Here is a 19960-nt window from a genome sequence, read left to right as displayed (position 1 = left end):
CGGATCAAACGGCGGATTCTTGACATCCTTTGGGAAATGCTTTCTAATATGCCCTCGAAGGAGATGAGACTTTACGATGAGACATAACCGAGCGCCTCTTTTTGAGACTGTTTTAAACCACGCCAAAAAACAGGTGGTTAGTTTTCACACGCCTGGACATAAAAATGGGCGGGGGGTGGATCGTCGTCTTAAGGCGTTTACCGGGAAAAATCTTTACGCTATGGATTTGACGGTGTTTCCGGAAGTGGATTCTCTTCACGATCCGGTGGGGCCCATAAAAAAAGCGCAGCAGTTGATGGCTATGGCCTATGGGGTGGAACATTCGTTCTTTCTGGTGAACGGGTCTTCTTCGGGGAACATGATTATGTTGATGGCGGCGTGTCAGCCCGGGGATTCAGTCATTATTTCCCGAAACGCCCACAAGTCCACCATGGCGGGGGTGATTCTTTCGGGGGTGTGGCCCATATGGATTCAGCCGAAAGTGGATCAGAATCTGGACATCCTTTTTGATTCGAGCCCAGAGCAAATTGAAGAAGCCCTTCGGCTTTTTCCGGAGGCCAAGGCCGTGTTTGTCACGAGCCCGACCTACAACGGGATTTCAGCGGATTTGGTTAAAATCAAAGAGATTTGTCGAGCTCGGGGAAAAATCCTTTTAGTGGACGAAGCTCACGGGGCCCATTTGAAATTCCACAAGGATCTTCCGGTTTCCGCCGTGGAGGCGGGGGCGGATATGTGTGTGCAATCCACCCATAAAATTCTATCGGCCCTTTCCCAGGGATCCGTGTTGCATTTACAATCCGATCTGGTGGATGTGGGGCGAGTGCGCAAAATCGTTTCCCTGCTTCAAACCACAAGCCCTAACTATTTGATCCTGTCCAGCTTGGACGTGGCGCGCCGCCAGGCCGTGTTGGAAGGGGAGAAAATGTTGGAGCGGGTAATTCGCAATGCCGAATGGGCCCGGAAACAGATCAGCCTCATGAAGAATATTTTCACCTTTTCCCGAAAGGATATTGTGGCGCGGGGTTACGATTTGGACACGACAAAATTAACGGTGAATGTAACCCGAACCGGTTTGTCAGGGCATGAAATCGAAGATATTTTGGCTGAAAAGTATAACGTGCAGGTGGACGCGGCGGATCTCTTCAACCTGATTGCGATTATGGGGATAGGGTCCGACAAGTCTGATGTGGTCAAACTGATCGATGCCTTGGCGGAAATTGACGACAAGCACCGCGGGGGGGCTCAGAACTGGGTCCTTCAGATTCCCGAGCTGACCACCGAAATGGTCATGAACCCCCGGGACGTCTTCCTCCTTCACAAAAGTAAGCGGGTCCCGCTTTCGAAAGCGGTGGGTCAAATATCTGCCCAGACGCTCACCCCGTATCCTCCGGGCATTCCGGTTCTTATTCCGGGTGAACGAATCACGCGGGAAATAGTAAACTACCTGTCCGATTTGTCTGACAAAGATATTCGTGTTGTTGGTCAAGAGGGAGACGCGCTTCGGACCATTAAGATTGTGGCCGCGCGCTAACAAAGGAGATTCCGATGCCCAAACCCAAGAAGTCTAAAAGCGTGGCCAAGAAGAAGCCCGCCATAATTAAAATATTTAAACAGGCCGGAACCCAAGCGTATGAAAAGGCATTGAACAAAATGCGCGAAGAGATCCTTCGTCTGGTGGAAGGGAATAAAAGTCCGGATATTTCTTCCCAGGATGTGGGCGACGAAGCGGATCAGGCCACGCGATCTTCTGAACGGGAACTTCTTTTTGAGCTTTCCGATAACGAACGGAACACCTTGGATTCCGTGGAAGCCGCTCTTCGGAAAATCGGGACCGGTGTGTACGGCGTGTGTGAATCCTGTCGGGGTAAAATTGCTATTCCGCGGTTAAAGGCCATTCCCCACGCGCGGCACTGCATTGCCTGTCAGGCGAAGATCGATACCCCCCGTCGCTAATCAAAGGACTGAGCGGCCCCTTCGGGTGGACGCCCGAGGAGCGTTTTGCCCGGTCCCAACGGTGCGGTTGTCGTTGACGCTGGAAAAGAATTCGCCCGGGACGGTGGTTGACCTCTTGGCGGATGACCCCACGACACGACGCGATCTGGTGGCGTGGTGTGCGGAGTTTGGCCATCGGGTCGTGGGTGTGGTGGATTTAAAACGCGGCTTTCGAGTGAGAGTACAAAAAAAACCATGAAAATTCTTTTCTCCCCCAAAACAGTGGCACGTCTTCCGGTGGTGGTTCCCGCGGTCCTTGTGGGAAAGGAATGGCGTGTGATGGCGGGTTCACTCTCGGCCTCCCTTTTGGCCCAAGCCCGGGAAGACGGTTTTACGGGCAAGAGGGGCACCGTGGTTTTGATTCGTCCCGTGGATCGTCAGCCAGCGGAACGGGTGCTGTTGGTGGGACTTGGGGAAAAGTCCGAATTGGACGGGAACGCGTTTCGGCGGGCGGCCGCGGCTGTGGTGCGATTTTCGGTTGAGGCCCATCTCCCCCGAGTTCAATTCCTTGTTCCAGATCTTTCCGCGCTGGGGAAAGAGCTGGATCCCCTTGGTTGCGTGCAATCCTTAGCGGAAGGGGCTGGGTTAGGGGCCTACGTTTTTGACGCCTGCAAATCGGAACGGGCCAAACGGGCGGGAATTCTTGAAATGATTTTGGTGTCGGACCGTTTGGCCGTGAAGAACGGTAACGAATCTCTTGCTCGGGGAGTGTTGTTTGCCGAGGCCACCAACTTTACGCGGGATTTAATCAACCGACCCCCGAGTGACAAACGGCCGGAGCAACTGGCCGTGGTGGCCCGGTCCTTGGCGGGGCGGGGGGTGACGGTTCGGGTTTATGGTAAAGCCGAACTGAAACGGATGGGGGCCCACGCGCTGTTGGGTGTCAACCGGGGGAGCGCTCACCCGCCGGTTCTGGTTCATTTCCGGTATCGGCCTTCCGTAAAAACCCGGGGGTCTGTGGCTTTTGTGGGGAAGGGAGTGACCTTTGACTCTGGAGGGCTTTCCCTTAAACCCGCCGACGGTATGATGACCATGAAATACGACATGGCCGGTGCCGCCACGGTTTTTTCTATGTTTAAAGTTCTTCCCCGTTTGAAACCTTCGGTTGAAGTTCACGGCGTGGCGGTGTTGACGGAGAATATGCCGGGGCCCGACGCGTACAAGCCCGGTGATGTGGTGAAAGCCATGAACGGAAAAACCATTGAAGTGTTGAACACGGACGCGGAAGGGCGGGTGATTTTAGCGGACGCCCTCTCCTTTACGGCAAAACTTCCGGTGGACGCGATCATTGATGTGGCGACCCTCACTGGAGCCGCTGGTGTGGCTTTGGGAAAAACCTACGCGGCGCTCATGACGGACCATCCTGACCTGGAAAAAGAATTGCGGTCCGCGGGCGATCGGGCGGGCGAAAAGATGTGGCCGTTGCCCTTGGAAAAGGGCTACCTGGAGCATATTCAAAGTAAAGTCGCCGACTGGAAAAATATTGGAAATCCGGGTGAGGCGGGGACAATCGTGGGGGGGCTTTTTCTTCAACAATTTGCGGGCAAGGGCCCTTGGGCCCATGTGGACATGGCTTCCGTGGGCTGGAACGGCAACGGGACACCCCTTTCCCCACCCGGGGCGACAGGGGCTTTGGTTCGAACCTTTTTGACGTTGGCTGTGGAATGGAAAGGGAGGAAAAAATGAGATTAGCCGGCCGTGTGGTGGCGGTTTTGTTGGAAAAAGATTTTCAGGATTTGGAAGTCTGGTATCCGGCGCTTCGATTAAAAGAAGAGGGAGCTCGGGTGGTTTTTGTGGCCCCTGAAAAGAAAGAATATCGCGGGAAGTTTGGGTATCCCGCTGTGGCGGACAAGGCGATCTCGGAAGTGAAAAGTAAGGATTTTGATGGGGTGGTTGTGCCGGGAGGTTGGGCGCCCGATTTTCTTCGGCGGCATGAACCCATTCTTCAGTTCGTGCGTGACCTGGACGGCCGGGGGTGCCCTGTGGCCGCCATTTGTCACGCGGGATGGGTGTTGGCTTCCGCGGGGATTTTGAAAGAGAGGACCGCCACTTCTTTTTTTGCCATTAAAGACGATGTGCGGAACGCCGGGGCCCAATGGGTGGACCAGGAATTTGCTGTGGATGGGAATCTCCTCACGTCGCGAACCCCAGACGATTTGCCGGCCTTTTGCCGGGAACTGATTTCTCTTCTGGAACGGGTCAAACCCGTGGGGAAATGAGTATGGGTCGCTGGGTCAGGGTGGGGGAAACCAAAGACGTTCCTGTGGGGGAAGGGCGAGGTTACCTCGTGGAAGGCCAGGACGTGGGGGTCTTTAACGTGAACGGATCTTTTTTTGCCATGGACAACATCTGTCCCCATCGGGGGGCGCCCTTGGCGGATGGTCGGGTGGAAGGGGGCTCTATCGTCTGTCCGTGGCACGGGTGGGCTTTTGACGTGAAGAACGCTTGTTTGGCCATGGACCCCAACACGAAACAAAAAAAATACCCCGTCGAAGTTCGTGGCGAAGTTTTATTTGTCGATCTGGAGTCGGCGGCATGAAACGATTGGTGAGTGTGGCCCACAGTCCGGACCCGGACGATGCTTTCATGTTTTTTGGGATGGTGAAGGGGGGGATTCTTCCTGAGGGATGGCGGGTGCGCCATGTGTTGAAAGATATTCAATCCCTGAACCGCGACGCCCGGAAGGGGTTGCACCAGGTGACCGCGGTTTCCACTGGGGCGTACCCTTCAATTGCCGACAAGTATTATATCCTCTCTGTGGGGGCGTCTGTGGGGCGCGGGTACGGGCCGGTGTTGGTCTGTCGGGCGGATCGGAAACGTGACCTGGCGGCCAAGGATTGGTCCGCCCTTCGTATCGCCACGCCGGGGCCGGAAACAACGGCTCTCTTGTTGTTGCGGTTGGCTCATCCAGGGTTCATGGCTGTGGACACTCGGTTTGATAAAATCCCCGACGCGGTTCGGAAAGGGAAGGTGGACGCGGGGTTGGTGATTCATGAGAGCCAAATCACTTTTGCGAAACAGGGGTTGGTGAAGGTTATGGATCTTGGCCGCTGGTGGCACGATCAAACGGGGTTGCCGATCCCGCTGGGGTTGGATGTGGTTCGCAAAGACATGGGGTTGCCGGAAGCCCGACGGATGGCCACTCTTCTGAAAAAAAGCATCGAATTTGCCTATCAGAATAAAAAAGAGGCGGTGGCCTACGCGTTACGGTATGGGCGAGGGGTCAACGCTACGGTCGGGGAGCGGTTTGTTAAAATGTATGTGAACCAGGATACTCTGGACATGGGACCGGAGGGCGAACGAGCTCTTCGGACTCTTTTTCGGTTGGCCTGGGCCCGGCGTTTGATTCCCAAGAACCCTACCTTTAAAATCATTCATCCCGAACGACCCTGATTCGACTATTCCTCCTTGACATCCTCCCTTTGGGGGGATATAAATTTGAGGAGAAAGGGAGATCCATGTGATTGTCTTTTGGGGTCGTTTCAAACATATTTTTTCCAGCCTCCGGGCGAGGTTGGCCTTGGTGGTGGCGGTGTCGTTTGTGCCCGCTGTCTTGGCTATTTTGCACGACCATATCGGTCGAGAACAGCAGGAATTGTTGGAAGCCTCACGGCAGGCGGAAGTTTCGGTGCGGGTCGCCGCGGAGACCTATGAGGGCCGATTTGAAAGTGCCCGACAGGTATTGATCGCCCTTTCCCAGGTGGAGAAAATCCAATCGGGGGACAGGAAATCTTGTGAAAGAACCTTGGCGAAATATCTCACCAATTATCCCCATTTGGACAATTTGGGAGTGGCCAAGGCGGACGGGTCTCTTTGGGCAAGTGCCCTTCCGTTCACCGGGCCCACGCATGTGGGAGATCGGGCCTACTTTCAGCGTGTGATGGAGAGCGGCCGTTTTTCGGTGGGGGACTATCAGTCCGGTCGGTTCACGAAAGATCCTACCATTGTTTGCGCTCAACCCATTGTCAATTCCGAAGGAAAAATCGATCGTGTTGTGTTTGTCGCGTTTGACTTGCAATTTCTCTCCCCCTTGATTGATGACCGTGTTTACCACATGGGGGCGAGACTGGCTCTGGTGGACCGAAATGGGACCGTGTTGGGATCTTCTCAAAGTTCTGATTTAGGGCAAACGCACCCTTTTTCTGGTGGCGATTCGCTTCCGGGGTCGGTCGCCAGTTTTCGGTCCGGGGATCGTCTTTGTTCAATCGCGCCCGTCCGGACGCGGCCCCTTTCGGGGTTGCGGGTGATTATGGATATTCATCTCGATGATCTTTTTCGTATGGCGCGATGGCGTTTGTATAAAAATTTGGGGTGGTTGGCTTTTTCTCTTTTAATTGCGGCGGCGTTGTGCGGACGGGTGGGAGGGTATTTTATTACACGGCACGTGCACAGTCTTTTGGCGACCACAGGGCAGTTGCGTGCGGGAAACCTTTCCGCGCGCACCGGGATTGGGGTTCAGTCTGGTGAACTGGCCGATTTGGCCAGGGCCATCGATACCATGGCCGAAGGTCTGGAACGACGCAACAAAGAGCTGGAAGAGGCGCGCCAAAATCTTGAAAATAAAGTGGAACTTCGGACACGGGAGTTGGAAGAAGCCAACCGGCAGCTGGAGTCCTTTGGGTTTTCCATCTCCCATGACCTGCGAGCCCCGCTCCGGGCGATCGATGGGTTTTCGCAGATCCTCCTCAATGAACACGCGTCTTCCCTTCTTCCGGAAGGACGGCGGATTTTGGGGTTGGTGGTTAAAAATTCAAAACACATGGCCCAACTCATTGATGATCTTTTGGCTTTTTCCAGGTTGGGCCGTCAAGAAGTAGTGGGGATCGAATTGAATATGGGGGAAATGGCCCGGGAAGTTTACCAGGATTTAACCACGCCGCCCCTTCCCCGAAGCATTGATGTGACCATTCGTCCTATGCCCAACGCGAGGGGGGACAACGCGATGGTTCGCCAGGTTTGGACCAACTTGATTGAAAACGCGCTCAAATATACTTCACGCCTTCCCCACGCGGTGATTGAAATCGGTGTCGAAATGATTAACGGTGAAACGGCCTATTTCGTGAAAGACAATGGGGTTGGGTTTGACCCTCATTTTGCCGGAAAGCTTTTCCAAGTGTTTCAACGGTTACACGGGAGTTCTCAATTCGCGGGGACGGGGGTGGGTTTGGCCATCGTTCATCGAATTGTTCTTAAGCATGGCGGGCGCGTGTGGGCTGAAAGTCGGCCCCAGGAAGGCGCGACATTTTATTTTTCTCTTCGGACACCTCCCCTATGAAACACGAAAAGTTTCGCATTTTGATTGTGGAAGATCGTCCCGAGGATCGGGAACTTATTGAACACGAGCTCACTCAAGCGAAGGTTCTCTTTGAGTCGTGTTGGGCCGACAACCGAGAGAGCTTTTTAAAGGAAGTGAAGGACTTCGCGCCGGACATCGTCCTGTGCGATTTCGCCCTTCCTCAGTTTGATGCCATGGAAGCCATGGGGATTCTGCGACGCTACAGGCCGGACGTGCCCTTTGTGTTGGTGACGGGGGCTCAATCGGAAGAGATCGCGGTGGAGTGCATGAAACGGGGGGCCGACGACTTTATTTTAAAATCAACACTTCGTCGGTTGCCGTCCGCTGTGTTGAACGCGGTGAAAGGGCGTGACATTCGCCGTGCCAAGGAAATGGCCGAAAAAAATCTTCGTGCCCAGGAAGCCCAGGTTCGGTTGATCGCTGAACACACGTTGGATCTTATTTATCTTTTGGATCAAAAAGGCCAGTTTATCTACGCGAACCCTTCGTTTAAACGCTCCTTGGGACTCGATCCTGAAGAGCTCTTGGGGAAGAAGGCTTTTTCGTTGGTTCATCCGGATGATCGGACGGTGGCGCGGGAAGCGTTTCATGTGGCGTTGGAATCCCAAACCGATCGGACAGTTCAATTTCGCTACAAAATCAAAGAAGGGGCTTGGCGGTTGTTTGAGTCCGTCATCAATTGGGCGATCGATGAAAAAGGAGTCCCGGTTAAGGCGGTCGTTGTGGCGCGAGACATTGAAGAACGGAAACGATTGGAAGATCAAGTCCGCCAAGCGCAAAAAATGGAAGCGGTGGGGCGGTTGGCCGGTGGCGTGGCCCACGATTTTAATAATTTATTGACCGCCATTAACGGGTACAGTGACCTTCTGCTGCGGTCATTGGATCGGATGGATCCCCGTCGATCCGATGTGGAGGAAATTAAAGAGACCGCCGGGCGGGCCGCGACGTTAACCCAGCAACTGTTGGCCTTCAGTCGGCGGCAAATCACCCAACCCACGGTCTTGGATATGAATCAAGTGGTGACGAACTTGGAAAAAATGTTGCGGCGCCTGATCGGTGAAGATATTCAACTTAAAACGGTTCGGGAAAAAGAATTGTATCGCGTTCGAGTGGATATGGGTCAGTTGGAGCAAGTGTTATTAAACTTGAGCGTCAACGCGCGGGACGCCATGCCGAAAGGCGGGACCTTAACCATAGAAACATCCAATCGGGATATGGTGGACGGAGAGGAAGTCCCCAGGGGGGCCTACTCCATACTTATTGTGACCGATTCCGGGACCGGAATGGATCCCGCCACAATGGCCCACCTGTATGAGCCTTTTTTTACCACCAAAGAAAAGGGACGAGGAACGGGCTTGGGCTTGTCCACCGTTTACGGGATTGTCCATCAATCGGGGGGCCATATCCGGGTCACCACGAATGTGGGGGAGGGGACGTCGTTTCGCCTTTATTTCCCAAGGGTAGAAGAGGTCCTTTCCGTTCAGGAAAAAAGCACGGAGACCGATGAGTTCTTTAAGGGAAACGAAACGGTTTTGTTGGTGGAAGATGATCGATCGGTCCGCACCCTTGCGGCGCGGGTATTGGCGGCGAGTGGCTATCAGGTTCTCGAGGCCGCGAGTGGGGAAGAGGCGTTACGAATGGTTCGGGATAATTCCTTGGCGGTGGATATCCTCGTTACGGATGTGGTGATGAACGGGATGACGGGGACGGAATTGGCGCGCCAATTTGTGGCGGCTTTTCCCTTGACAAAGGTTCTCTATCTATCGGGTTATATGGAGTCAGACACCCGGAACAGTATCCTGCGGGAGGTTCAGTCTTCCTTCCTTGGTAAACCTTTCCGGCCACGAGATTTGGTACAAAAAGTTAGGCAAACGATCGATGGGTCCACAGATCAACCGGTCCAAGAGGGAGGGAGCTCATCGTGAAAGTATTGGTCGTTGACGATGAAAAAAGTATGCGGGACTTGGCTGTCCGAACCCTTAAAGAGGCCGGATACACCGTTGAAACGGCGTCAAGTGGTGACGCCGCCCTTGCTCTTTTGCCTGGAGATTTTGAAATCATTTTGACCGATTTGGATATGCCGGGAAAAACGAATGGAGTGGATTTGACGCGGGTGGCCCGGTCCAAATCCAATTGCGACGTCATTATTATGACCGGGTTTCCGGATTTGTCTACCGCTATTGAAGCGGTTCGGGAAGGGGCCTACGATTACTTGGTGAAGCCCTTTTCCCCGGACACGCTGCGCATGTCGTTGGACCGTTGTTCCGCTAAGCGCGGTTTGTCGAAAGAACTGGAAAGCGAAAAAGCATTAAGGGCCGAATTAAAGAAGGCCTATACAGAGCTTTCCTCCATGCAAAAAGTTCGAGATCTGTTCGGTCAATTCACCACTCCCGATGTGGCGAACTTTGTGATGGATCACCCCGACGATTTTTGGAAGAGGGGGGCACGTCGAGAGGTGACAATCCTTTTTGCCGATGTTCGGCGGTTTACTCCCTTTGCCTCGCGAGTCTCACCGGAAGAGGCCGTTCTTGCGCTGAATAATATTTTTGAAGTCCTCGTTTCCGCGGTGCGGGCGGAGGGGGGGGAAGTTAATAAGTTTATGGGCGATGGGTTGATGGCTATTTTTGGCGCTCCGCGGGACATGCCCAATCACGCCGCCGCCGCCGCGTGTGCCGCTCTCAAAGCGCGGACAATGTTTCAATTCTTGGCTCCCGCTGGAGTTGGGGAAAACGGTTTGGCGGTCGGTTTTGCCTTGAATACAGGCGAGGTGATTGCGGGGTGTATGGGAACGAAGCTTCGCACGGAATACAGTGTGATTGGGTCCCCGGTAAACTTGGCCGCACGGATTGAGAAGGTCTGCGGGCCCCATGAGATCTTAATGGGGCCCACCACGGCGGATCGCGTGCGATCTCTTTTTCGGCTGGAAGAAAAAGGTCCTGTGGATTTGGCTGGTTTTCCCGAGCCGGTTCCCTTGTGGAGTCTTCTTTCCCCGAAACCTTCCGTTCTCCCTTGAGCGTTTCCGTTCTCTTTCAGGACAACCGGGTGTTGGCTGTCCATAAGCCGGAGGGGCAGTTGGTTATTCCTGGTCGGGCACCGGATACAATACCGTGTTTAAAAGACGAATGTCTGGGATTTTTTGGGCGGCCGGTCTTTGTTGTCCATCGGATTGATCGGGAAACCAGTGGGATAGTCCTTTTCGCTTTAGACCCGGACGCGCACCGTTTTTTATGCAGAGCCTTTGAGCGTCGAGAGGTGCGGAAGGAATACCGGGCGGTTGTTCAAGGGGAGCCGAATCCTACGGAGGGGGTTCTTTCCAACCCTCTTCGCGAGTTTGGTTCGGGTCGCGTGGCCCCGGATCCACGGGGGAAACCCAGTCGAACGGAATACCAAACCTTGGCCCGCTGGAGCGGGGGATCTCTTTTGGCCGTGCGCCCCGTCACAGGGCGTCGACACCAAATTCGGACCCATTTGGCTGGACACGGTCATCCGGTTTTGGGGGACCCCCTCTACGGACCTGCCCCTCGACCCATCGGAGGGGTTGCCCGGTTAATGTTGCACGCGTCGGTTCTTCAATTTCCCCATCCGGAAGGGGGAACGCGCACGATTTCTTGTGGCCCCCCCAACTCCTTTATTGCGATTTTCGACATTGTTTCAAAACCTAAAATTGTGTATCTTGGCAGGACAGGAGGAACTACTCAATGATTCGATCGAAAGTCCTCGGAATTATTATGGCTGGCGGGAAGGGCGAGCGGTTAATGCCCTTGACGAATGAACGGGGGAAGCCCGCTGTTCCCTTTGGCGGCAAATACCGCATTGTGGATTTCGTGTTAAGTAATTTCGCCAATTCCGAAATATTTTCGGTGTACGTCCTTGTTCAATATTTATCGCAATCTCTGATCGATTATATGAGAATGAGTTGGTCCAACCGAGGGTTGGTTCCGGGGCACTTTATTACGGTGGTCCCGCCTCAAATGCGTATGGGGGAGTTGTGGTATCGCGGTACCGCCGACGCGGTGTCGCAAAACCTAAACCTCATTCGGGATTTCGATCCGGATTATGTGGCTGTCTTTGGCGCCGATCACATCTATCGAATGGACGTGGGGCAAATGTTGGCTTTTCATGTGGAGAAGCAGGCCCATGTCACGATTTCGGCCCTTCCCGTCCCCTTGGCCGATGCAAAAGGATTTGGAATTCTCTCTGTTTCCAAGACCGGGCGGATCACGGACTTTGATGAAAAACCTAAAAATCCCAAACCGATGCCTGGCGATCCCGATTTTGCCTATTCGTCCATGGGGAATTATATTTTCAATCGGGATGTGTTGGAAGAAGCGTTAACCGCGGATCTTGCCAAAGATTCGGGCCATGATTTCGGAAAAAACATTATTCCAGGGTTGCTGGAAAAATGCCGGGTGTATGCCTACAATTTTAAAACGGCGCCCTTGCCAGGTCAAAAAGAATATGAAGAACCGGGGTATTGGCGAGACGTCGGGACCTTAGAGTCTTTTTGGTCCGCCCACATGGACCTCTTGGGGGAAAAACCTCGACTGGATTTGAGTAACGACAGTTGGCCCGTCATGGCGGGCCGTTACAATGGGCCCCCGGCCCGTGTTCTGGGACGACAGGTGGAGGATTCCATATTAAGTGAAGGCGTGGTGATTAACGACGCTTTTGTTCGTCACTCTGTCATTGGAAGGGGTGTGGTGATTGAGCCCGGGGCTGTCGTTGAAGACAGTATTTTGATGGACCATTGTGTCGTTGGGAAAAACAGCCGATTTAGCCGCGTGGTGGCCGATCGTTTTAATGTGTTCCCCGAGAATACGATCATCGGCCATGATCCCGTCGCTGACGAAAAAGCGGGATACCACGTGAGCAAGTCCGGCATCGTGGCCATTCGGCGTGGCCGAAGCAAGTGGGCCCATTTGAAGCGCTAAGGTTTCTTGATGGATCGTTTCCTTTGCCTTCACGGTCATTTTTACCAGCCCCCCCGAGAAAATCCTTGGCTTGAAGATATTGAAGTTCAGGATTCCGCCCATCCTTTTCACGATTGGAACCAACGCATTACCCATGAGTGTTACGGCCCGAACGCTGCCTCCCGCGTGTTAGACAACGCGGGGAGAATCGTGGAAATCGTTGATAACTATCGCGAGATCAGTTTTAATTTTGGACCCACTCTCCTTTCGTGGATGGAGAAGAAGGAGCCAGATGTCCACCGGCGGATCGTGGAAGCAGATCGCGCCAGTCGAAAGGCCCGTTCGGGTCACGGGAACGCCCTCGCCCAGGTGTATAATCACATTATTATGCCGTTGGCTTCTCCCCGGGACCGGGAAACCCAAATCCTATGGGGAATTCGTGATTTTGAACGTCGGTTCGGGCGTAAACCTGAAGGAATGTGGTTGGCGGAAACCGCCGCCGACACGGGATCCCTGGAAGCCCTTGCGGCCCAGGGCATCAAATTTACCATTCTTTCCCCTTCTCAAGCCCACGCGGTTCGGCCTCTTCGTCGATCCGGGGATCGCCCAGGGGGGGGGGACGCTCCGACGGGTGGAGGAGCATGGGAAAATGTTTCCGGGGGACGGGTAGACCCAAGCCGCCCGTATCTGTGGCGATCCTCGCGTGGTGTGGAATTGGCCCTGTTTTTTTATGACGCTCCCATTTCCAGGGCGGTGGCTTTCGAAGGGGTGTTGTCAAGCGGGGACGTTTTTGCCAAACGCTTGCTTTCTGGGTTTTCATCGGACCGGGTGGGGCCCCAATTAATGAATATCGCCACGGACGGGGAATCCTATGGGCATCATCACCGGTTTGGCGACATGGCCTTGGCCATCGCTCTCAAACGGATTCGCGAATCGGGATCCGCGAGGCTGACCAATTACGGGGAATATCTCGAGAAATTTCCTCCCGCTTGGGAAGTTCAGATTCAAGAAAATTCTTCATGGAGTTGCGCCCATGGGGTGGAACGGTGGCGATCCAACTGTGGATGCTGTTTGGGGGGGCATGGGAACTGGAACCAAGAATGGCGGGGGCCCTTACGAAAGTCTCTGAACCGGTTGGCCGAAACTCTGGATGGTCTGTACGAAAAAAACGCGTCAATCGTTTTGCGCGATCCCTGGGCGGCCCGAAACGATTATATCGATGTGGTTTTGGATCGAAGCGAGGAAAGCGTTCGGCGCTTTTTTGAAAAACACGCTCAACAAAAACTCTCGAAGTCGGACGAAACCAAGGCCCTGTGTTTGTTGGAAATGCAACGGCAGCGACTGTTGATGTTCACCAGTTGCGCGTGGTTCTTTGATGAAGTCTCGGGGTTGGAGAGCACTTCTGTTCTGATGTCCGCGGCGCGGGCGGTTCAGATCGCTGCGTCGTTCCCAGAAGGAGAACGCGTGGAGGCGGATTTCGTTCTCGGTTTGGCGGACGCGAAAAGTAACCTTCCGGAGATGGGAAACGGCGCTGTTGTCTATCGGCGCTTCGTGAAGCCCGTTTCTGCCGATCTTTCTCGGGTGGCCGCTCATCAGGCCCTTCAGGCTGTTTGGCGAGAAGAAAAAGACAAGGGCACTGTTTATTGTTTTGACTTCGATTTCTTAGAACGGCGCATTGAACGTTCGGCGGGCACGGCTCTTTCCGTTGGACACCTTCGCGTTCGCTCTCGGCTGACATGGGAAACGGTGGACGCCGCTTACGCGGTGATTCATCTGGGGGGGCATGATTTTCAATGTGTTCTTCGCGTTTCTCCTGATCGCGCGACCGTTCGCGTGGTCCAGGATCGATTGGTCGACGTTTTTAAAACGGGCTCGGTGAGCGAAGCCTTGAGCCTGTTGTCAAAACATTTTGACCCGAAGGTCTACGATTTGCAGGACCTTTTTTTAGAAGAACGGCGAAAAATATTGGGTTCGGTTATTGAAAATATTTTAGGGCGGTTTGAAGGCACCTACCGGTTGTTGGTGGAAGAAAATAAAAAGCTCATGAATTATCTTTTGAAAGCCGCTTACCCAATGCCCCACGCTTTCCGATTGGCGTTGGAGTCGGTTTTAGGGCGGGATTTGCATCAAAGTTTAGTTCAGTTCGAAGCCGATCCGACGCAGACCGCTTCCTTGCGACGGGTTCATGAGGAGGCGAAGGCTTTCAACGTGAAATTGTGCTGGGAGGGGATTGGACAAATCGTTCAAAAGCAACTTGAAGTCCAAATGGAAGAGTTTGTTAAAACCCCTTCTCTGGAACGCGCTCAAGGGTGTCTGAAGCTTCTCGCGTTAGCCGATGAGATGGATTTGTCCCTGGCTTTATGGGCCACCGAAAACCTTTATTTCGATATTTGGCATCAATCTCTTCTGGCCTTGGTAAAGACCAACCCAACCCTGCCGGCCCATCAAGCCTATCGGACCCTCGCCGATCGTCTGCGTCTGATCGCCGCTTAACCAATTTCTCTGGTTATTGTATACTCTGGCCCACGGGACACCCCCCGACTTCTTCTCAGCCGGGGGTTTTTTTCACCCCGTCTGCTTTTGCGCCCGTAGCTCAATTGTGACCGAGCCGTGGGAGGCGAGGAAATGGTTGAAGGACGCTAGTCCGGAAACCAGATGTTCCATGGTTTTGCGCCCGTAGCTCAATTGGATAGAGCATCTGCCTTCGGAGCAGAGGGTTGGGAGTTCAAGTCTCTCCGGGCGCGAATTTAGAAATGCAAAGGAGCCCATCGAGACCTGGCCCCGCTCAAGCGGGGCGTGCCAGCGAGTGCCAAAGGGCACTCGGCACTCTCCGGGCGCGTTTTTTTGACCATCCTATCTGGGCCATTAGCTCAACAGTAGAGCAAGCGCCTCTTAAGCGCGAGGCTGAGGGTGCAAGTCCCCCATGGCCCAAACAGGATGGTTAAGAAAAAGAAAAGAGGGGACTTGCAGCCGACCCGAACGCTGCCCTTGGGCAGAAGAAGTGAGGGCGGCCGGCCCCCGGAGGAGCCGCCGATAGGCGGCGGGGGAGCGGGGAAGTCCCCCATGGCCCAAACAGGATGGTTGAAAAGAAAGATTGAAGGCGACCCTTCTCGCGAGGGTGGCGGAATTGGCAGACGCGTACGGCTTAGGACCGTATGCCGAAAGGCTTGAGGGTTCAACTCCCTTCCCTCGCACTTATTTTTTTATTTGAATGAAAATGGAAGTTGATGTTTACGTCACGATGCCAGGGGAACTCTTTATGTTCGGTTGGAAAAAAAAGGAAAAACCAACAGATTCAGCAACACAGGTTGCGGTCGATGAAAAAAAGGCCGTAACGGAATTACCTCGTTCCGATGTGTCGGAACCTGAACTGGTCAACGGGGTGTTGAAGGTTAAAGTGAAAGAGCGGGCGGGTTGTTCCATCGTCATGGACGTGGGGGTTCCTCGGGAACGGGTGGCCCAGGAGATAGAGAACGCCTATCGGCGTGTTCAGGCAAAAGCGAAATTTCCCGGGTTTCGGCCAGGGAAGGCCCCCATGGAATTGGTCAAGAAAAACTTTGAAGGCAGCGCCTGGGAAGACGCGGTGGACCATCTGCTCCGGGAAACCATTTACGAGGCTCTCATGCAGGAAAAAATTTTGGGGGTGGGGGCTCCTGTTGTTGACAAGCTGAAAGGTGGACCAGGGGAATCCCTGAATTTCGAATTAAAAATAGAGTGTATGCCGGAACTGAAAGTGAACAATTACAAGAACATTTCGTTGACTAAAAAAGTTCACCCCGTGACGGACGCGGATGTGGAAAAACGTCTTAAGGAACTTCAGGATTCACACGCCAAGCTTATTCTTTCAAAAGACACGGTGGTGGAAAAGAAACATTTCGTCGTGGTGGATTACGAAAGTTTCTTGGAGGGGAAACCTGTGCAAAACGGAGCGGCGACCAATCAGTTGATTGAGATGGGAGCCACCCAAAATGTGGAAGGTTTTACGGAAGGGTTGTTGGGAGCGAAGGACGGGGACGTGAAAGAAATCCCTGTTCGGTTTCCGGAAGAGCATCCCCAGAAAACGTTGGCGGGCAAAACAGTGACGTTCAAAGCGACCGTGACCGCGTTAAAAGAAAAAGAGGTCCCAGCGATCGATGACGAGTTGGCGAAGGACGCGGGAGCGAAAGATTTGGCCGAAATCAAGGAGCGTTTTCGATCGGAATTGCAAGAGGGCCGGCGCCGCGCGGAGAGAGAAGATTTGGAAAAGCAAATTATAGAATCTGTCCTTCAGCGGCATGTGTTTGCGGTCCCGCCGACTCAAGTGGAAGAACGGGCGAAGCAATTGACGGAGCATTTGAAGAAATATCTGATGGAGAGGGGGGCCGCCGTTACGGATTGGGAGGCCAACGAAGAGAAGATGCGAGAGAAAAACCGCCCCGAAGCGGAACGCCAGGTGCGTTTGTCCTACATTCTTGGGAATATTCTTGAGACAGAGAACATCCGCGTTCCTGAGGCGGACGTGGACGCCCATATCCAGAAGATCATCGAGGGTGCCCGGCCGGACCAACGCACGGACGTGGAAACGTGGATGAAGTCCCGACGGGACAGTATTCAGTCCCAGATGCGTGAAGAACGTCTATTCGATTTCTTGATTTCAAACGCTACGGTGACCGAAACCGTGGTGGATGAAAAGCCGTCGTAAAGGAGAAACTTATGCCCGGAATGATCCCCACCATCATTGAGCGCTGGAACCAAGGCGCGGCGGTTGGCTATGACATTTATTCAAGACTGCTTCGCGATCGGATTATCTTTATTGGCGGCTACGGTGGGGCCATTGACACCGACTCCGCGAACGCGATCATTGCGCAACTTCTCTATTTGGAAGCCGAAGATCCGGAAAGGGAAATTAATTTGTACATCAACTCCCCAGGGGGGATGGTGACGGCAGGGTTGGCGGTGTATGACACGATGCAGTATATTCGCGCTCCGATTACGACGATTTGTTTGGGCATGGCCATGTCTTTTGGCGCGCTCTTGTTGGGGGCTGGAAAAAAAGGGAAACGGTATGCGCTTCCCAACTCTCGAATCATGATTCACCAACCGTTGATCTATGGGGAAGGCGTTTCTGGCCAGGTGACGGATATCGCTATTGAAGCCAAAGAATTGGAAAACACGAAAATGCGATTGACGGAAATCTTGGCGAAGCACACAGATCAACCCTTCGATAAAGTTCGAGCCGATTGTGAACGCAATTTTTATATGTCGGCGAATGACGCGAAAGAATACGGCTTGGTGGATGAGGTTTTTGTTCCTCGGAAGTAGGGTGGTGGATAATTCACAGTTAAGGTGGGCAAATGACAAACGGGACCGGGAAAGACGCGAAAGAAGTCATTCAGTGCATCTTCTGCAATAAAGGCAAAAAAGACGGGTTGCGACTGATTGGTGGGCAAGGCGTTTATATTTGCGAAGATTGTATTCGCAATTCTCATACGCTGTTGTCTCGGATTAACGAGGAAGAAGAGCGACGGGCTCAACGGACTCTTCCGAAACCTTCGGAGATTAAGAAAGTTTTGGACGATTTTGTGATTGGCCAAGAATCCGCCAAACGCACCCTTTCGGTGGCCGTCTACAATCATTACCGTCGCGTGGACGCGAGCTCATCGGAACTTTCGCCGGAAGTGGAGCTTCAAAAGTCCAATGTCATGTTTATCGGGCCGACGGGTACGGGAAAGACGTTAATGGCCCAGACGTTGGCGCGGTTGCTCCATGTGCCTTTTGCCATTGCGGACGCCACGACCCTCACCGAGGCGGGGTATGTGGGGGAAGACGTGGAAAACATTATCCTTCGCCTTTTGCAAAACGCCAACTACGATGTGAAACGGGCGCAACGGGGGATCGTCTATGTGGACGAAATTGACAAAACGTCACGGAAGGCGGGGTCCCCCTCTATTACGCGTGACGTTTCGGGTGAAGGGGTACAGCAAGCGCTCTTGAAAATTTTGGAAGGAACGATTGCGGCTGTGCCTCCGCAAGGGGGGCGAAAGCATCCCCAGCAGGAATACATTCAGGTGAATACCTCAAACATCCTGTTCATTTGTGGGGGGGCTTTCGAGGGATTGGATAAGGTGATTGAAGAGCGTTTGGGGGAAACCGGTCTTGGGTTTGGTGTGGAAGCGAAGCCCAAGAAACGGATGAATTTGGGCGATATCTTTCGGAAAGTTCAGCCGGAAGATCTGATTCAGTTTGGCTTGATCCCTGAATTCGTGGGGCGGCTCCCGATTTTGGCCACGTTGGATCACCTGGACGCCGGGGCCTTGGTGGATGTGTTAACGAAACCCAAAAATGCCCTTGTGAAACAATATGAAAAAATGTTCGCCTTGGAAGGGGTGAAACTGGAGTTTACCCCGGACAGTTTGGAGGCGATCGCTCAGAGGGCTTTGAAGCGAGGGTCGGGGGCTCGGGGGTTGCGGTCCATTTTGGAAAGCGTCCTTTTGGACACGATGTACGATCTTCCTGAAGAAACAGGACTCACGCGGGTTTTGGTGGACAAAGACGTGGTGAGCGGGCTCAAGCAACCTGTTCTCATTTACGGCAAGGCCAAAAAAACGGCGTAACGACAAGCGACGAGGAGCATTCCCATGAAAAAACAATATCTGATCACCCCGGGACCGACACCGGTTCCGCCGGAAGTTGCGCTTCAGAGCGCGTTACCTGTTTTGCATCATCGGACCCACGAATTCGGAGCCATGTTTCAGAAAGCCGTCGATGGGATGAAGCGCGTTTATAAAACGAAAGAAGATATTCTCATGATTTCAGGGTCGGGGACGGGGGCCATGGAGGCCGCCGTGGCCAACACCCTTTCGCCCAACGATACGATGATTGTGGGGGCCGTGGGGTCTTTCGGCGAGCGTTGGATCAAGATCGGGGAAGCGTTCGGCGCCAAGGTGGTTCCTGTTCGCGAGGAATGGGGCAAAGCGGTGGATCCGGAAAAGATTCGGCAAGCTCTGAAAGAGCACCCGGAGGCGAAGGGCGTTTTTGTTCAACACACGGAGACTTCGACGGGAATTGTGAACGATTTGGTTACGTTGGGGAAAATTGTTGCGGAAACCTCAGCGATCCTGGTCGTCGACGCGATCTCGGGGTTGGGGGGGGAAGAGCTTCATATGGACGATTGGAAATTGGATGTGGTGGTTGCCGGGTCCCAAAAAGGCCTGATGTTGGCGCCGGGTCTCGCTTTTGCCTCTGTCAGTTCGAAGGGGTGGGACGCGGTTAAAACGTCCAAAAACCCGAAGTTCTATTTCAATTTCCTTCAAATTCGCAAATCCTTGGCAGACAATGAAACCCCCTGGACGCCTCCGGTGTCCTTGGTGGCGGGTTTGGTGGCGGCCTTGGATATGATTCACAAAGATGGGATTGAAAACGTTTGGGCCCGCCACCGCCGGTTGGCGGCCATGGCGCGGGCCGGGATGCAAGGGTTGGGACTTTCTTTATTGGCGGATCGTCCCTGCGCCGTTCTGACCTCGGGGAAACTTCCGGCTTCCGTGGACGGAAAAAAAGTAGTGAATTGGATTCGGGATGAGCATGGCGTCTCCGTGGCTGGAGGACAGGAGAAATTGGCGGGAAAAATTGTTCGTCTGGCCCATATGGGGTATATGGATTCCTTCGATCTCATTATCGGGCTCACCGCTTTGGAATGGGGGTTGAAAAAGTTCGGAATGTCTGTCACCCCAGGGAAGGCCGTGCAGGCGGCGCAAGAAGCCGTCGCCGCGGCGTAGGAGAGAAT

General features: G+C 53.7%; 17 protein-coding genes and 3 tRNA genes. All 20 read left to right on the top strand.

Features of this window, described 5'->3' with window-relative positions; genetic code table 11:
* Window positions 1-76 precede the first annotated feature (76 nt).
* The 20 genes from JNK54_03530 to JNK54_03435 all read left to right on the top strand — a co-directional run bounded on the left by JNK54_03530 (window position 77) and on the right by JNK54_03435 (window position 19952).
* Window positions 77-1531: an aminotransferase class I/II-fold pyridoxal phosphate-dependent enzyme gene (locus JNK54_03530; protein MBL8023338.1), complete on the top strand. Its 1455-nt coding sequence runs from the start codon at window positions 77-79 to the stop codon at window positions 1529-1531.
* Window positions 1532-1545: 14 nt separating this feature from the next.
* The gene (locus tag JNK54_03525; protein MBL8023337.1) at window positions 1546-1953 is read left to right on the top strand and encodes a TraR/DksA family transcriptional regulator; all 408 of its coding nucleotides are present in this window, start codon (window positions 1546-1548) and stop codon (window positions 1951-1953) included.
* A 25-nt stretch (window positions 1954-1978) separates the two neighbouring features.
* The gene (locus JNK54_03520; GenBank protein MBL8023336.1) at window positions 1979-2191 is read left to right on the top strand and encodes a sulfurtransferase TusA family protein; all 213 of its coding nucleotides are present in this window, start codon (window positions 1979-1981) and stop codon (window positions 2189-2191) included.
* Window positions 2188-3678, top strand: a complete 1491-nt coding sequence (locus JNK54_03515) for a leucyl aminopeptidase (protein MBL8023335.1) — start codon at window positions 2188-2190, stop codon at window positions 3676-3678. Before JNK54_03520 ends, JNK54_03515 begins: the two co-directional genes overlap by 4 nt.
* Window positions 3675-4211, top strand: a complete 537-nt coding sequence (locus JNK54_03510) for a type 1 glutamine amidotransferase (protein ID MBL8023334.1) — start codon at window positions 3675-3677, stop codon at window positions 4209-4211. Before JNK54_03515 ends, JNK54_03510 begins: the two co-directional genes overlap by 4 nt.
* A gap of 2 nt (window positions 4212-4213) precedes the next feature.
* On the top strand, window positions 4214-4531 hold the full coding sequence (locus tag JNK54_03505; GenBank protein ID MBL8023333.1) for a Rieske (2Fe-2S) protein: 318 nt from the start codon (window positions 4214-4216) through the stop codon (window positions 4529-4531).
* On the top strand, window positions 4528-5385 hold the full coding sequence (locus tag JNK54_03500; protein ID MBL8023332.1) for an ABC transporter substrate-binding protein: 858 nt from the start codon (window positions 4528-4530) through the stop codon (window positions 5383-5385). The genes JNK54_03505 and JNK54_03500 overlap by 4 nt, the downstream gene beginning before the upstream one ends.
* Before the next feature lie 67 nt (window positions 5386-5452).
* Window positions 5453-7267: a hypothetical protein gene (locus JNK54_03495; GenBank protein MBL8023331.1), complete on the top strand. Its 1815-nt coding sequence runs from the start codon at window positions 5453-5455 to the stop codon at window positions 7265-7267.
* Entirely contained in the window at window positions 7264-9213 is a 1950-nt protein-coding gene (locus JNK54_03490; protein ID MBL8023330.1) for a response regulator, read from the top strand. Before JNK54_03495 ends, JNK54_03490 begins: the two co-directional genes overlap by 4 nt.
* On the top strand, window positions 9210-10301 hold the full coding sequence (locus JNK54_03485; GenBank protein ID MBL8023329.1) for a response regulator: 1092 nt from the start codon (window positions 9210-9212) through the stop codon (window positions 10299-10301). The genes JNK54_03490 and JNK54_03485 overlap by 4 nt, the downstream gene beginning before the upstream one ends.
* The gene (locus JNK54_03480) at window positions 10298-10990 is read left to right on the top strand and encodes an RNA pseudouridine synthase (GenBank protein MBL8023328.1); all 693 of its coding nucleotides are present in this window, start codon (window positions 10298-10300) and stop codon (window positions 10988-10990) included. The genes JNK54_03485 and JNK54_03480 overlap by 4 nt, the downstream gene beginning before the upstream one ends.
* Window positions 10987-12219, top strand: a complete 1233-nt coding sequence (gene glgC / locus JNK54_03475) for a glucose-1-phosphate adenylyltransferase (protein ID MBL8023327.1) — start codon at window positions 10987-10989, stop codon at window positions 12217-12219. Before JNK54_03480 ends, glgC begins: the two co-directional genes overlap by 4 nt.
* Window positions 12220-12228: 9 nt before the next feature.
* The gene (locus tag JNK54_03470; GenBank protein MBL8023326.1) at window positions 12229-14691 is read left to right on the top strand and encodes a DUF3536 domain-containing protein; all 2463 of its coding nucleotides are present in this window, start codon (window positions 12229-12231) and stop codon (window positions 14689-14691) included.
* A gap of 177 nt (window positions 14692-14868) precedes the next feature.
* Window positions 14869-14942, top strand: a tRNA-Arg gene (locus tag JNK54_03465).
* Window positions 14943-15057: 115 nt separating this feature from the next.
* Window positions 15058-15129, top strand: a tRNA-Lys gene (locus JNK54_03460).
* A 181-nt stretch (window positions 15130-15310) separates the two neighbouring features.
* Window positions 15311-15392 (top strand) — tRNA-Leu (locus tag JNK54_03455).
* Window positions 15393-15409: 17 nt separating this feature from the next.
* Entirely contained in the window at window positions 15410-16879 is a 1470-nt protein-coding gene (gene tig / locus JNK54_03450; GenBank protein ID MBL8023325.1) for a trigger factor, read from the top strand.
* 20 nt (window positions 16880-16899) lie between these two features.
* The gene (locus JNK54_03445) at window positions 16900-17499 is read left to right on the top strand and encodes an ATP-dependent Clp protease proteolytic subunit (GenBank protein ID MBL8023324.1); all 600 of its coding nucleotides are present in this window, start codon (window positions 16900-16902) and stop codon (window positions 17497-17499) included.
* 32 nt (window positions 17500-17531) lie between these two features.
* Window positions 17532-18791, top strand: a complete 1260-nt coding sequence (gene clpX / locus JNK54_03440) for an ATP-dependent Clp protease ATP-binding subunit ClpX (protein MBL8023323.1) — start codon at window positions 17532-17534, stop codon at window positions 18789-18791.
* A gap of 24 nt (window positions 18792-18815) precedes the next feature.
* Window positions 18816-19952, top strand: a complete 1137-nt coding sequence (locus JNK54_03435; GenBank protein ID MBL8023322.1) for an alanine--glyoxylate aminotransferase family protein — start codon at window positions 18816-18818, stop codon at window positions 19950-19952.
* The last annotated feature ends 8 nt before the right edge of the window (window positions 19953-19960 follow it).

Source organism: Elusimicrobiota bacterium, assembly GCA_016788905.1.
Classification (GTDB): Bacteria; Elusimicrobiota; Elusimicrobia; order FEN-1173; family FEN-1173; genus JADKHR01.
The sequence above is the reverse complement of the archived record's forward strand: the minus strand, read 5'-3'. Positions and strand labels throughout refer to the sequence as shown.